The sequence below is a fragment of the Stenotrophomonas maltophilia genome (genome assembly GCF_013464485.1).
In the GTDB taxonomy this organism is placed as follows: domain Bacteria; phylum Pseudomonadota; class Gammaproteobacteria; order Xanthomonadales; family Xanthomonadaceae; genus Stenotrophomonas; species Stenotrophomonas maltophilia_AW.
In genome coordinates, this window is sequence record NZ_RAUX01000009.1 from 110,621 (window position 1) to 124,998 (window position 14,378).

Below are 14,378 nucleotides of genomic sequence, written 5' to 3' on the forward strand. Positions count from 1 at the left end.
CCTTCCATGACGTAAAATGGTATTACTTCACCAATCCATGAGCGGGATTCATCGTCATGTTGGAACGCATCCACCTCAGCATCGTGCAGCAGGTCGAGCAGCAGGGGTCGCTCACCGCCGCTGCCGGCGTGCTCAACCTGACCCAGTCTGCACTGAGCCACAGCATGAAGAAGCTGGAGCAGCAGCTGGGCACCGATGTCTGGCTGCGCGAAGGCCGCAGCCTGCGGCTGACCCAGGCCGGGCAGTACCTGCTGGCGGTTGCCAACCGGGTGCTACCACAGTTGGACCTGGCCGAGGAGCGACTGGGCCAGTTCGCGCAGGGCGAGCGCGGCACCCTGCGCATCGGCATGGAATGCCACCCCTGCTACCAGTGGCTGCTGAAGATCGTCTCGCCGTACCTGGCCGCATGGCCGGACGTGGACGTGGACGTCAAGCAGAAGTTCCAGTTCGGCGGCATCGGCGCACTGTTCGGCTACGAGATCGACCTGCTGGTCACCCCCGACCCGCTGCTGAAGCCGGGCCTGAAATTCATTCCCGTATTCGACTACGAACAGGTGCTGGTGGTGGCCAGGAATCATGCCCTGGCCAAGGTCGACCACGTAAAGCCGCGCCAGCTCGCCCAGGAAGTGCTGATCAGCTACCCGGTGCCGTTCGAGCGCCTGGACATCTACAACCAGTTCCTGCTGCCGGCCGGCATCACGCCACGGCGGCACAAGGCCATCGAGACCACCGACATCATGATGCAGATGGTGGCCAGCGGCCGCGGCGTGGCGGCCATGCCGCGCTGGCTGGTGGAGGAGTACGCCACGCGCATGGACGTGGTACCTGTACGCTTGGGTGCGAAGGGCATTCCCAAGCAGATCTACCTGGGCGCGCGCGAGGCCGATACCGGTATCGACTACCTGCAGGCCTTCGTCGAGCTGGCACGCAACAGCACGCCGCTGGCTGGCGGCGCACGCGGAGCCCGTTGATGCCTGCACGCAGCGCACTGAGGGCGGGCGCCTTCGTCGATACCCTCTCACTGGAAGTCAGCGCGAAAGCCATGCCCGCGTTGCGCGTGGAGGCTGCCCGGATTCCGTACGGCACGACCATCTCCATTCCCTGGCTGGCCAGCGAAGACGACGATGCCCGACTGGCTGCCGCATGCACGGTGCGTCAGCTTGGCTTCGAACCAATGCCGCACGTCTCGGCCCGTCGCATCCGATCGCGCGCAGCGCTTGAGCGATTCCTGGCGCGTGCCGCCAGCGAGGCCGGCGTGGCGCAGTGCCTGTTGGTTGCTGGTGATCTGGCAACGCCTGCCGGCCCATTCTCCGACAGCGCGTCAATCATCGAAACCGGCCTTCTGGAAGATTCCGGCATCAGGGTCGTGGCTGTCGGCGGGCACCCGGAAGGCCACCCGGTGATGAACAGCGATGATCAATGGCAGGTACTCGAACGCAAGTGCCGGACCATCGAAGAGCGCGGCATGGCGCCCTTGATCATCACCCAGTTCGCGTTCGATGCCGACATCGTTCTGGACTGGCTGGATGCACTGCGTGATCGCGGCATCACCGCCCCCGTGCTGGTGGGCGTGCCGGGACCGGCCAGCATCGCGCGGCTGGCGCGCTACGCGGCGATGTGCGGTGTGGGCGCCAGCGCATCGATGCTGGCAAGGTACGGCATCTCGATCGGCCGGCTGCTCGGGACGGCGGGACCGGAGGTGTTCGTGGATCGCCTGGTAAACGGGTTGACCGACGCCCATGGCCTGGTCAGCCCGCATTTCTTCCCGTTTGGCGGCATTGGCCCATCGCTGGATTGGATGGAGCGGTATCGGTTGCGGCTATCGACCGGCGGTCGTTCCTGAAACCGCAGTCATCGCAGTTGAAGCGGGGTCGCCAAAACGTGGCCATCGCCGATTTCAGGTAAAGGCGCCGCAGCCGCATTGCTTCCCGGAATGCAACACCGCGTGCCCTTCCAGGGCCCTACCGCAGCAACGGCGTGCTGCCTACGCTTCTCCCGCACGGCCAACGCCGTGTTCCGGCACCACCACGTCACCGTGGCCCCGCCTCTCACCGAACCACGCAGCACGCTGACGTGCCGGGCATCCATGCCCTGGCCATGCCACGCCCTGCGCCGTGGGAAGGCACCCGGAATCGTTCGCGCCAGCCCTGCATCGCTGCCTGCCAGCCAACCCTTCGTGGAGAAACCTCATGTTCAGCCTGGAAAACACCGCCGCCCCCATTGCCCCCGCCCTCGACGAACTGGTGCCCTCGCGCTATGCACTGAAGGTGGGCGACGTCGAAGTACTGGTGATCAGCGATGGCGTCCTGCCACTGCCTACCCAGATGCTCGGCCACAACGTACCGGCGTCCGACCGCGCCGAATGGTTCGACGAGATGTACCTGCCGCAGGATGCCTTCGACTGGGCCTTGAACGTGATGGTGGTGCACAGCGGTGATCGCACCATCCTCATCGATGCCGGCCTGGGCATGGACCCGGACCTGCAGCTGCCCCGCGCCGGCCAGTTGATCCGCCGCCTGGGCGCGGCCGGTATCGACCTGGGTGAGATCACCGACGTGGTGATCACCCACATGCACATGGACCACATCGGCGGCCTGCTGGTGGAGGGGGTGAAAGAACAGCTTCGCCCGGATCTGAAGATCCACATTGCAGCGGCCGAAGTGGAATTCTGGAAGTCGCCGGACTTTGCCCGCACCAACATGCCGCAGGGGTTCCCCGATGCACTGCGGGCCACGGCCAAACAGTTCTGGGCCGAATACAGCGCCTGTGTACACACCTTCCAGGACGAGCAGCAGATCGCGCCGGGCGTGGTGGCGCGCCGCACCGGCGGACACACCCCGGGGCACTGCGTGGTGCGCGTGGCATCGGCTGGCCAGGCGCTGACCTTCGCGGGTGATGCCGTGTTTGCAGTGGGCTTCGATCAGCCGAACTGGCACAACGGCTTCGAGCACGATCCGGAAGAATCGGCGCGCGTGCGCATTGCCCTGCTGGACCAGTTGGCCGGCAGTGGCGAAATGCTGGTGGCCACCCATCTGCCGTTCCCGTCGGTGGGCCGGGTCTCGCGCGAGGGCCAGGCCTACCGCTGGGTACCGGTGTTCTGGGATTTCTGAGCGGCCACCGCAGCACATCGATCCAATACGGTCGATCAAGTTTTGCGGACCATTCGTCACCGATGCGCCCGGGACGGGGCGCACAGTAGCGCCTGTCCAACCACCCAAGACGAGGTTCCCCCATGAAATCTGCTACCCGTACCCTGGCCGCCGCCGTGCTGGCCCTGTCCGTGCAGGCCGGCGTGTCCGCCCAGGCGGCCGAGCCGGCCCAGCCGGCCGCTGTTACCCGCATTGCCCGCACCGCCAGCTATATGACCACCGCCGATGGCGTGCAGCTCTACTACAAGGATTGGGGCCCGAAGGATGGCCCGGTCGTGACCTTCAGCCACGGCTGGCCGCTGAACTCGGACAGCTGGGAATCGCAGATGATCTTCCTGGCCAACCACGGTTACCGCGTGATCGCGCACGACCGCCGCGGCCACGGCCGCTCCAGCCAGCCCTGGGATGGCAACGATATGGACCACTACGCCGATGACCTGGCGACGGTGATCAACACCCTGGACCTGCACGAGGTGACTCTGGTGGGCTTCTCCACCGGTGGCGGCGAAGTGGCACGCTACATCGGCCGCCATGGCACCGGCCGGGTGAAGAGGGCGGTGCTGATCAGCTCGGTACCGCCGTTCATGCTGAAGACCGCCGACAATCCCAACGGTCTGCCGATCGAAGTGTTCGATGGTATCCGCAAGGCACAGATGGAAAACCGCGCGCAGCTGTACAAGGACATTCCGTCGGGCCCGTTCTATGGCTTCAACCGCCCCGGCGCGAAGGTTTCGCAGGGCCTGATCGACGCCTGGTGGGCGCAGGGCATGCAGGGTGGCCACAAGAACACCTACGATTCGATCGCCGCGTTCTCGGCCACCGACTTCCGCGCCGACCTGGAGAAGTTCGATGTACCGACCCTGGTCATCCACGGTGATGACGACCAGATCGTGCCGATCGACATCTCCGGTCGTCAGTCGGCCAGGCTGATCAAGGGCGCCAAGCTGATCGTGTACCCGGGCGCGCCGCACGGCCTGACCGACACCCACAAGGACAAGGTCAACCAGGACCTGCTGGCCTTCCTGCAGCAGAAGTAAGTGCGACGTCGAAGGCCCCGGCAGCTGCCGGGGCCATCTGCGTTGCGGCTACTGGATGGCCACCTGCCGGCCGAGGTGCTGCAGCTTCTGCGGGTTGCGCTGCACCAGGATCTGGATGATGCGCTCGCCGTCGGTATCGAAGGCCATGGCCGATTCCAGCACGCCGTCGAAGTAGCGCAGCAGGCCCAGCCTGCCATTGATCATGGTCGGCACCATGCGCAGCTGGTCCTTGCGGCGCAGGTGCGGCGCGTACAGCAGCTGGGCGATCCGCGCACCACCCACCATCGGCTTGGGGAAACTGGTGACGATGCCGCCGCCGTCGCCGATCAGCTCGGCCGACTCGGCCATCAGTGCTTTCATCGTACGGAAGTCACCGCTGGAGGCCGCCTCGGCGAAGCGCCGCATCAGCTTCTGGTGCACGTCCTGCGGAACGTTGTAGCGGGGGCGCTCCTGCCGCAGCTGCTGCCGTGCGCGGTGCACGATCTGACGGCAGGCGGCTTCGCTTTTGTCCAGAGCACGTGCAACCACTGCGTAGTCCTGGTCGAACACGTCGTGCAGCAGGAAGGCGGCACGTGCATCCGGCGCCAGCCGTTCCAATACATTGAGGAAGGCAACCGACAGATCGCTGGCGGTTTCCAGCACGTACTCAGGCGTCACGGTGTCATCGGTCAGCAGCGGTTCGGGCAGCCACATGCCCACGTAGTGTTCGCGCGTATGGCGGGCCAGGCGCAGCCCATCGATGGCGCGCCGGGTCGTGGTCGCCACCAGCCAGGCTTCGGGATTTTCGATTTGTGACTGGTCAGCGCCATGCCAGCGCAGCCACACGTCCTGCACCACGTCCTCGGCTTCGTGCGAAGACCCGAGCATGCGATAGGCCACACCGAACAGGCGAGGGCGAAGTTGGGTGAACAGGGCAGTAGGATCGTCCATGCCAGCGCAGACGGGACAGGTCCCCGGATTGTGACACCCGGGGAGCTGTCCTTGGGAATGGCGGTGCCGTGTGGTCAGTGCGGCGGCAGCACCGCCGGCTTGCCGATGTCCTTGATCAGGAACACCACGAACCTCGCTGGCCTGGTGCGGCTGGCGTTGCGGCCCACGGTGTGCAGGTCGGCCGGGCCTTCGTGGAAGGCTTCGCCCGGTCCCAGGGTGATCTCCTCGCCACCGGCCACACCCATCACGATCCGGCCCTCAAGCACGTAGACGAAGCCATGCGCATCGTGGCGGTGAACCGGATCGGCACCACCGGGCGGGTATTCTACGGTGAGGATCAGGGCTTCCTTGCCGGGCTGTTCCGGCAGGGTCCGGGTCATCACCTCACGCACGATGGGCTCGGGCGCGGAGGAGGGCGGGGTGGCGACCGCGCTGCACAGCGGAAGCAGGGCGAACAGGACCAATGCAGAACGGCGCATGGCAGGTCTCCTGTGCGATGTTGGAAGGCCGCTGTGCGGGCAGCGGCGGTGAGCCTCAGGCCAGGCCTGCCTTGTCCAGGCCGAAGGCCTTGTCCAGGGTGCCGGGCAGGGTGCGGAAGGCGACGTTGGCACGGTTCCAGGCGTTGATCGCCATCACTGCATGAGTCAGGCCCACGATCTCCTGCTCGGAAAGCTGGCTACGCACGCGCTCATACAGTTCGTCGGGCACGCCCTGCGCCGGCAGATCGGTCAGCACCTCGGTCCAGGCCAGGCTGGCGCGTTCGCGCGCACTGAACAGGGTCGATTCGCGCCATGCGGCCAGATGGTGCAGGCGCAGTGCGCGCTCGCCACGCAGGGTGGCTTCCTTCACGTGCATGTCCAGGCAGAAGCCGCAGCCATTGAGCTGCGATGCACGGATGTTGACCAGATCGATGATGGCCGCTTCGACCGAGGCGGTATGGGCGGCATGCGAGTACAGGCCGAGTTTCTTGAACAGTTCCGGGGATTGCGCAGCGTAGTCCAGGCGAGCGGTCATGGTGGAGTTCCTGTGTCAGGTTGAGGACGCAGCGAGGCTACGTCCGACCGGCGCAGGCCGGTAGGCCACCGCCGGGCTGCATGCCGTTTCACAAAAAACACCAATGGCCTGTCACAGCGTCCAACGCTCGGCCGTCTGCCGGGCATGGACACCTCATCGCCCCGGCGCACCGCATCCGGCCCTGCCAGCGAACAGGTCTGGCAGGCCTTCCTCGCCGCGCTGCACGAACTGCCGCCTGACGCGCGTGCGGTTCTGCTGTTGCACGACGTGCTGGGCGCCGGTTTCGACGACATCGTGCCCCTGCTGGGTCTGGACCTGCCGGCGTGCCGGCAGCGCCTGCACCTGGCGCGGGCCCACCTGCATGCACGACGCAACGGCCTGGAGCCTGCCACCCCATGAATGCCACGCAGTCTTGCCCGGCCGCGGACGGCCACGACGCGCTCAATGCGTCCTTTTCCACCAGCTACGCCGGCGTGCTGGCCTTCATCGCCGTCGCCGCCGAGGGCAGCTTCGCGCGCGCCGCCGACCGCCTGGGCATCGGCCGCTCGGCGGTCAGCCGCAGCGTACAGAAACTGGAGAGCCAGCTCGGCGTGCGCCTGTTCCTGCGCACCACGCGCTCAACCGCGCTGACCCGCGAAGGCGAGCTGTTCCTGGAGGGGTGCAGCCCCGGGGTGACGTGCATCCTGCAGGCGCTGGATGAAATGCGCGACCTGCGCGAAGGACCACCGCGCGGGCACCTGCGGATCAGCGCCAGCCATGGCTTCGGGCGGCGGGTGATCGCACCGTTGCTGGCGGCGTTCCGCGCCGAGTACCCGCAGGTGTCGGTGGAGCTGCTGCTGGACGAGCAGGCGCCTGATCTGGCCGGCGACCGCATCGACGTGGCCTTTCGTGATGGACTGCTGGAAGACAGCCAGGTGATCGCCAAGCAGCTGGTGCCGATGCAGCTGGTGGTCTGTGCATCGCCCGCTTATGTGCAGGCACATGGCATGCCGGCATCGCTGGATGCGCTGTCCAGCCATGCGTGTATTGGTCGGCGCCTGGCGGGCGGGCGCATGCAACGCTGGGAATTCCGCATCGACGGTCGCGAGGTGAACCTGCAACCGGCCGCGGCGCTGGTGTTCAACGATGCCGATCTGGCGCTGCAGGCCGTCATTGACGGGCTGGGTGTGGCCCAGCTGCCCAGCTACCAGGTCCGCGACGCGCTGCGGGCGGGCACGGTGGTGACCTGCCTGGACCGTCATGCACCGCTCGATCGAGGCCACTACCTGTGCTACCTCAGTCGCCGCCAGCTGCCCAAGCGCGTACGGGCTTTCATCGACTTCAGCACCCAACGGGTCCGCGCACTGGAACTGGATGTGATCTCGCACTGGGAAACCCACCATCAGGCCTCCGCCCAGGAAGCGGGGGCACAGCCTGCCTGGACCTGATCGCATTGGTGCATGCCGGGCAACAGTGCGCGTCCTGGCACGGATCTACTGCCCGTCACCCCAGCTTCCTACGATTCCAGCGTTCCCGGCCACGGCCGGCCGCCCCTTCCGCATTCCAGGAGACATGTCATGAAGATCCTCGTCATTGGTGGTACCGGCCGCATCGGCAGCAAGGTGGTGGAGCGCCTGCGCGCCGCCGGCCACGACATCGTGGTGGCGGCCCCTTCCACCGGCATCGACGTGCTGACCGGCGAAGGCCTTGACGCCGCGATGAACGGTGCCGCGGTGGTGGTTGACCTGGCCAACTCACCCTCGTTCGAAGACGCGGCAGTACTTTCGTTCTTCGTGACTGCTGGCCACAACATTCTTTCCGCCGCCGCCCGTGCCGGCGTGCGCCACCATGTAGCGCTTTCCGTGGTCGGCACCGACAAGCTCGCGGCCAGTGGCTACTTCCGCGGCAAGATTGCCCAGGAACGCCTGATCCGTGATTCGGGCCTGCCATACACCATCATTCATTCCACCCAGTTCTTCGAATTCCTGCCGGGCATCATCCAGTCCGCAGGCAACGGTACGACGCTGCACCTGCCAACCGCCGAGGTGCAGCCAATCGCTGCCGAGGATGTTGCTGATGCGGTGGCACGCATCGCGCAGCAGCCGCCGGCCAACGTCGTGGTTGAAATCGCCGGGCCGGAGCGCGCGTCGATGGCGGCCCTGGCCCAGCGGTTCCTGCAACTGACCGGTGACCCACGGCAGGTGGTGGCCGATGCCCAGGCGCTGTACTTCGGCGCTCCGCTGCAGGCCGACACATTGATACCGGCCGGACAGGCGTGGACCGGCCAGGTGGGTTTCGATACGTGGTTGCAACAGTCTGGCCTGCTGCAGCAGCAGCCCGCCTGAGCCACGACCGGACCGCGTTTCATGGATCCCTGCAATGACTGAGTTGAAGCCTCCTTCGCCTTCCGTACTCGACCGATACCAGGGGGACGACATGCGCCCGCTGTACACCGGGCGCGTGAGGGTCAGCGGTGGCCAGGCGCAGCATGGACGCGCGTCCGGCGTGGTGCGTTCGGATGACGGTGCGCTGGCGGTGGACCTGCGCCTGCCACCGGAACTGGGTGGACCGGGCGGGGGCACCAACCCCGAGCAGCTGTTGGCGGCAGGCTACGCCGGCTGCTTCCACGGCGCGATGGTGCTGGTGGCCGCGCGCGCGGGGCTGGTGCTGGCCGACCCCAGCATCGACGTGGCAGTGACGTTTGCGCGTGATCCGGTCGATGGCCTGTATCTGTTGTCGGCAGAGATCGTGGTGCATCTGCCCGGCATGGATGCAACCCTGGCCTCCGAACTGGTTCGCAACACCGAGCGTGTCTGCCCGTATGCCAAGATGTTCCACCGCGGCATCAGCCACGCGGTGCATGTACGGGTGTGCGCCGGCTAGTCAGGGGGTATCCCGGCGGCATGGCGTCGTGCGCCCGGATCTCACGGCGCTGTTCACCCTGCAGCAGCGACAATGACGTATCGGGCGCGCTCCGAGGCGCGCCGCTCACTGCCTGCAGGATCGCGAAGATGTCCAAGCCCACCTTTGGTGAATCGTCATGTGCCGCCGCTGCCAGCGGTTGCATTGAGGTCCGCGGTGCGCGCGAGCACAACCTCAGGAATGTCGACGTCTCCATTCCGCGCAACGCCCTGGTGGTGTTCTCCGGGGTATCCGGTTCCGGCAAGTCATCGCTGGCGTTCGGTACGGTCTTCGCCGAGGCGCAGCGGCGCTACTTCGAATCCGTTGCGCCCTATGCGCGGCGCCTGATCGACCAGGCCGGTGTGCCCGACGTGGATGCCATCGACGGGCTGCCGCCGGCAGTGGCGTTGCAGCAGCAGCGCGGCGCCAGCAACGCTCGTTCATCGGTGGGCAGTGTCACCACGCTGTCCAGCCTGGTGCGCATGATGTATTCGCGTGCAGGCGCATACCCGGCCAACCAGCCCATGCTCTACGCCGAAGACTTCTCGCCCAACACGCCGCAGGGCGCCTGCAGTACCTGCCACGGGCTGGGGCATGTCTACGAAGTGCCCGAAGCCTTGATGGTGCCGGACCCGTCGCTGAGCATCCGCGAGCGTGCGATCGCCTCCTGGCCGCCGGCCTGGCATGGCCAGAACCTGCGCGACATCCTGGTCACGCTCGGCTACGACATCGACGTGCCATGGAAGACGCTGCCGAAGAAGGACCGGGAGTGGATCCTGTTCACCGAGGAGACGCCCACCGTGCCGGTCTATGCCGGCTTCACCCCGGCCGAGACCCGGGCCGCGCTCAAGCGCAAGCTCGAGCCGAGCTACATGGGTACGTATACCGGCGCGCGTCGCTACGTGCTGCATACTTTCGCCAACACCCAGAGCGCGCTGATGCGCAAGCGGGTTTCCCGCTACATGGAAGGCAAGCTGTGCCCGGCCTGCCACGGAAAGCGACTGAAGCCGGAAGCGCTGTCGGTCACCTTCGCGGGCGTGGATATCGGTGAGTTCATGCGGCTGCCCCTGGACCAGCTGGCGGACCTGCTGGAGCCCATCGCGCAGGGCGACTTCAGCGCGCACCGCCGGGGCGAACGCACCAGCAGGAACACCACGCGCCGCGACCGCAGCCAACGGGCGGCCAGCGGTCGCGCCGTCCACGCGGCGGCGCCGGATGTCCGCCTGACCTCGGCCTTGTCCGAAGAGAAGCGGCTGGCGGCACAGCGGCTGGCGGGCGGGGTGATGGCGCGTGTGCGGCAGTTACGCGAACTGGGCCTGGGCTATCTCTCGCTGGATCGCGCCACGCCCACGCTGTCCGCAGGCGAACTGCAGCGCCTGCGGCTGGCCACGCAGCTCAGCTCGCTGCTGTTCGGTGTGCTGTACGTGCTCGACGAACCTTCCGCTGGCCTGCACCCGGCCGACAGCCAGGCGCTGTACGACGCGCTGGACCGGCTGCGTGATGGCGGCAACTCGGTGTTCGTGGTCGAACATGATCTGGAACTGATGCGTCGCGCGCAGTGGCTGGTGGACGTAGGCCCGGAGGCCGGCGAGCGGGGAGGGCGCGTGCTCTACAGCGGCGAGCCCGATGGCCTTCGCCAGGTAAAGGATTCGCGCACGGCCCGGTATCTGTTCGACCAGGTGCCTGCGCCTGCCGGCCGCCAGCGCAGCGCCGGGCACTGGCTGGAATTGAAGGGTATCCACCGCCACAACCTGCAGGGCGTGGACGCGCAGGTGCCCTTGGGGTTGCTGACCGCAGTGACCGGCATTTCCGGCTCGGGCAAGTCCAGCCTGATGGCGCAGGCGCTGCCCGAGCTGATGCTGCTGCATCTGGGGCATGAACCTGCGGACGATGGTGCAGAGGCCTCACCCACGGATGGACCAACCGTGATCGAAACCACCCGAGGCCAGTTGGCCGGTGATGTGGATGCCATTCAACGTGTGGTGCAGGTGGACCAGAAGCCGATCGGCCGCACACCGCGCTCCAACCTGGCCACCTATACCGGGCTGTTCGATCACGTGCGCAAGCTGTTCGCAGCGACGCCCGCTGCGCGTCGTCGCCGTTTCGATGCAGGCCGCTTCTCGTTCAACGTGACCAAGGGCCGATGCGAGACCTGCGAAGGCGAGGGTTTCGTGAGCGTCGAACTGTTGTTCATGCCCAGCGTCTATGCCCCGTGCCCCACCTGCCACGGTGCCCGCTACAACGAGGCCACGCTGAAGGTGCTGTGGAACGACCGCAACATCGCCGAGGTCCTGCAGATGACGGTGGACCAGGCGCATGCATTCTTCAGCGAGGAGGAGCCCATTGCCCGCCCGCTGCAGCTGCTGCAGGAAATCGGCCTGGGCTACCTGCGGCTGGGCCAGCCGGCCACGGAGCTTTCAGGTGGCGAGGCCCAACGCATCAAGCTGGCCACCGAACTGCAGCGCAGCCAGCGCGGGCGCACGCTCTATGTGCTGGACGAACCCACCACCGGCCTGCATGCATCGGACGCGGACAGCCTGCTGGTGCAGCTGCAGCGTCTGGTGGACGCGGGAAACACCGTGGTGATGATCGAGCATGACATGCGCGCGGTCGCGCAGGCGGACTGGGTGATTGACGTTGGCCCGGGTGCAGGCGGAGCGGGTGGCACCATCGTGGCGAAGGGAACGCCGCATCAGGTGGCGCGTGCCAGGGGCAGCCGGACGGCGCCGTTCCTGGCGCGCGAACTGGCTCTCATGTAGAGCCGGGCCATGCCGGGCTGACAAAGACCCCATGCACGCGGCTCCAGCGATGTACACATCAACAGTTGCGGGCTATGGGCAGTCAGGGCATCCACTGCAGTGCAGGTTGTACTCAACGGGCTCGGCGGTGATTCCAGACGCATCCTTCAGGGTAATCCGCTCCCTCCAGAGGGGGGATGACGGGGGGCGGGTAGAGCACGATGGGATAGAAGCAGGCCCATGTGTAGTTGAGCGGGGAGGGCATCTTGTCCGGCAACGTTTCCGTCGCGGGTTCGCAGGGCCCGCTCGGGCACACAGGGCGCTCCAGCGTCAACTCAATCGGAAACTTCGGAACTCCCTTGTATGCAACCGGAACGGAGAATGGCCTGAAGTAATTCTCCGTGCGATCTGCGATGCCCGTAATTTCGAAGGCTTCCGTCAATACGGAAACGCCAAGTGCCGAAACCCGCTCGATGGGCATGTAGAACAGGTCGTCTTCAAATCCCGTGCCGTCCCCCCCCTGCCGTGAATGACACCCATGGCTGCATGATTTGAAAAAACCGGCCCACCGCTGTCGCCTTCAACACTGAGGGGGCCTGACGAAAGTCTACGCGCACGAATGTACCTGCCGATCGCGCCATTGTGGTTTGACCTCGAGTTCATGTCCTCAATGGTCCCGCACGCATAGTGGCCGCTAATTCCGCTCTTGCAGATCACATCCCCCACATGCGTTGCACTGGAGGGAAGTACGCTGGTTACTTCGAGTGTCGGCGACGGGCCATTGATAAGGGCTATTTCATTTGTCTGCGCATGACGCTGCCCCCTGGCTGGCTCCTTATGCCACTGCACATCGTAGTCGCCTGCGTTCTGTTCGCTCTGGAACACCAGAGGCGCTGCAATGCCCTGATAGGTGAGCGCATTGTCGCAATGGCCGGCGGTGAGGACGCCAAGCTCACGGTCTGCGTCGAAGACGTTGAAGCCGGTGGTGCAACTGAAGGCTGTTCCGATCAGCTTGTGGCCTCCCGAGATTGCGGCGGTGACAGTAAAGCCCTTCACTGCCTTGATCAATACGAAATCGACAGCGCCCTGCAGTGGCCGAGGTGCGCGTCTGGCAGCTGCCTCGTCCTTCACGTAGAAGGTCACGATGGACCGCTTGATATCAAGACCCGACTCGAACTCGACCTTCTTTGCAAGAAGCTGAGCCTCCCCCTCGGCCTGGGCCGCCAGGAGCATCTCGATCGATTGAGCGGACGTGCGGCTCACGAATACGGGGTCCTGGGTGTACTTCGCGAGTGTGTGTGCCGGCTTCCTCGTGAACAGAACTACGACCCTGAAATCCGGCTGCTGCTCAACATACAAACCGCCAAATGTATCCGGTTCAGAGGCTTGTATCCTGGCCTCCAGCGATGCAGCAGCGATCGATTTCAATGATCGGTATTCTGCTTCCGCCTCGGATACGTTGAAAGCTCGCGAATAGGTATATGCAGTGGGATTGCCAGATGTCGGCCGGCCATGCAGAGAGAATGCGACCGCAACGAGGGCTGAAAATGCCAGTGCCCGCTTGGATTTCTTCATGAGTAGAGGAGTCATGGCTGTTCCTTTGCCTGGCGCATCAAATGAATCGTCATGATCGGCCCCGTACAGCTTGCCGGGATGGTCGCAGCAAGGCTTGAGCGCAGGAGTTCGCCTGCATGCCCCCCTCCGAATGAAGCGGCGATTCCGAATGTCTGAATATTCCCCGATCGCACATCCAGCACCCCTATCGGGGCGTCGCCCTTCATGGCCAGCGAGTAATCATGCGGCCATGCGGCCAGATACGCCGTGCCGCCTGGATCGACGAAGTACACGCAACCGTTGATGGGCCTCAGTGACCCTCTAAGCAGCCCCGTTGAAAGGACTGCCCCCTGTTCGGGCGAGAGCCTGACAAGTACAAGTGACCGGGACTCGCTGGCGCTTGCCGATAGGATCGCGGCGCTGCAGGAAGCATTCATCGTCAAGAGCAGGAAGAGCACGCGCTTCGTCGGAACCCTGCCAGCGACCATGGACATCCTCCACCTCCATGTCAGGATCAATTGCCGACCTGAAAGAAATCCACTCGAACCATCATTGATCGAGTTGCAGCAGGCCTAATGGTATTGGCATTCCTCATCAATATCCATGACCGCCCTCACGAAGGCGGATGATCAACGCGTCACCCTGGCCTTTTCAGGGCTGGGCAGTTGTTTCCGGTTCGTCGGTAGCCGTCGCCCCCGTAGAACCGGGCCATGCTCTGCTATCGCTCCCCCTCACATCGTGCATCTTCAGGCATTACTTCGGGCGCCCGCTGCTCCGCATGCAGCGACGCCTGCATCAGCACGTGGTGTGGCTGCTTGTCCAGCCACAGCACCGGAGTGCCTCTGCAGCGGACCTGAAAGGTGCCGTACTGATTCCAACGTATTCGGAATCGTTGCAGAAGTCGTGATGTGGCGGGAGTCCCAGGTCGCAGAGCTCCCAGCGGTATCAGCGGCGAAGGCGTGATTCCAGCGGCCGCTCGATTGACGGCGCGCAGAATTTGGCAGATGCGACAGGCCGATGCCGGGTTTGCAGAGGCGCCAGCCCCCCTGCATTGGCCGCCTTGCCGGTGCCGATGC

Annotated in this window: 14 protein-coding genes; 9 read left to right on the plus strand and 5 right to left on the minus strand. The window is 65.4% G+C overall.

All coding sequences use genetic code 11. The features are described from left to right. The first annotated feature begins 56 nt into the window (after nt 1–56). From D7Y61_RS04095 to D7Y61_RS04110, 4 genes are all read left to right on the plus strand, one after another. Nucleotides 57–971, plus strand: coding sequence for a LysR family transcriptional regulator (locus D7Y61_RS04095; protein WP_180865214.1), 915 nt, complete (start codon nt 57–59; stop codon nt 969–971). After that, complete coding sequence (locus tag D7Y61_RS04100) at nt 971–1,843, plus strand: methylenetetrahydrofolate reductase (RefSeq protein ID WP_180865215.1); 873 nt, start codon at nt 971–973, stop codon at nt 1,841–1,843. Before D7Y61_RS04095 ends, D7Y61_RS04100 begins: the two co-directional genes overlap by 1 nt. Before the next feature lie 346 nt (nt 1,844–2,189). After that, nucleotides 2,190–3,110, plus strand: coding sequence for an MBL fold metallo-hydrolase (locus D7Y61_RS04105; RefSeq protein ID WP_180865216.1), 921 nt, complete (start codon nt 2,190–2,192; stop codon nt 3,108–3,110). Nucleotides 3,111–3,232: 122 nt separating this feature from the next. Next, complete coding sequence (locus tag D7Y61_RS04110; RefSeq protein WP_180865217.1) at nt 3,233–4,186, plus strand: alpha/beta fold hydrolase; 954 nt, start codon at nt 3,233–3,235, stop codon at nt 4,184–4,186. Between the two features lie 48 nt (nt 4,187–4,234). Here the strand turns inward: D7Y61_RS04110 and D7Y61_RS04115 are convergent, their stop codons facing one another. The 3 genes from D7Y61_RS04115 to D7Y61_RS04125 form a co-directional block, all read right to left on the minus strand. Continuing rightward, nucleotides 4,235–5,116 (minus strand): RNA polymerase sigma-70 factor, encoded by an 882-nt coding sequence (locus D7Y61_RS04115; RefSeq protein ID WP_180865218.1) that lies wholly within the window; start codon nt 5,114–5,116, stop codon nt 4,235–4,237. A 74-nt stretch (nt 5,117–5,190) separates the two neighbouring features. Beyond that, the gene (locus D7Y61_RS04120) at nt 5,191–5,595 is read right to left on the minus strand and encodes a cupin domain-containing protein (protein ID WP_180865219.1); all 405 of its coding nucleotides are present in this window, start codon (nt 5,593–5,595) and stop codon (nt 5,191–5,193) included. 55 nt (nt 5,596–5,650) lie between these two features. Beyond that, nucleotides 5,651–6,130: a carboxymuconolactone decarboxylase family protein gene (locus D7Y61_RS04125; protein ID WP_180865220.1), complete on the minus strand. Its 480-nt coding sequence runs from the start codon at nt 6,128–6,130 to the stop codon at nt 5,651–5,653. A 144-nt stretch (nt 6,131–6,274) separates the two neighbouring features. Here D7Y61_RS04125 and D7Y61_RS04130 point away from each other — a divergent pair, with 144 nt between their 5' ends. The 5 genes from D7Y61_RS04130 to D7Y61_RS04150 all read left to right on the plus strand — a co-directional run bounded on the left by D7Y61_RS04130 (nt 6,275) and on the right by D7Y61_RS04150 (nt 11,769). Then, nucleotides 6,275–6,529, plus strand: coding sequence for a sigma factor-like helix-turn-helix DNA-binding protein (locus tag D7Y61_RS04130; RefSeq protein WP_180865221.1), 255 nt, complete (start codon nt 6,275–6,277; stop codon nt 6,527–6,529). Then, nucleotides 6,526–7,557, plus strand: a complete 1,032-nt coding sequence (locus D7Y61_RS04135) for a LysR family transcriptional regulator (protein WP_180865222.1) — start codon at nt 6,526–6,528, stop codon at nt 7,555–7,557. The genes D7Y61_RS04130 and D7Y61_RS04135 overlap by 4 nt, the downstream gene beginning before the upstream one ends. A gap of 129 nt (nt 7,558–7,686) precedes the next feature. After that, nucleotides 7,687–8,454, plus strand: coding sequence for an SDR family oxidoreductase (locus D7Y61_RS04140; protein ID WP_180865223.1), 768 nt, complete (start codon nt 7,687–7,689; stop codon nt 8,452–8,454). A gap of 34 nt (nt 8,455–8,488) precedes the next feature. Next, a complete protein-coding gene (locus D7Y61_RS04145; protein ID WP_180865224.1) occupies nt 8,489–8,992 on the plus strand; it encodes an Ohr family peroxiredoxin in 504 nt (167 codons plus the stop codon). A 128-nt stretch (nt 8,993–9,120) separates the two neighbouring features. Beyond that, a complete protein-coding gene (locus tag D7Y61_RS04150; RefSeq protein ID WP_180865225.1) occupies nt 9,121–11,769 on the plus strand; it encodes an excinuclease ABC subunit UvrA in 2,649 nt (882 codons plus the stop codon). Between the two features lie 417 nt (nt 11,770–12,186). Here D7Y61_RS04150 and D7Y61_RS04155 read toward each other — a convergent pair whose 3' ends face one another. Together D7Y61_RS04155 and D7Y61_RS04160 are read right to left on the minus strand one after the other, a co-directional pair. Then, entirely contained in the window at nt 12,187–13,338 is a 1,152-nt protein-coding gene (locus tag D7Y61_RS04155) for a S1 family peptidase (protein WP_180865226.1), read from the minus strand. Beyond that, a complete protein-coding gene (locus D7Y61_RS04160; protein ID WP_180865227.1) occupies nt 13,335–13,796 on the minus strand; it encodes a hypothetical protein in 462 nt (153 codons plus the stop codon). The genes D7Y61_RS04155 and D7Y61_RS04160 overlap by 4 nt, the downstream gene beginning before the upstream one ends. Nucleotides 13,797–14,378: the final 582 nt, after the last annotated feature.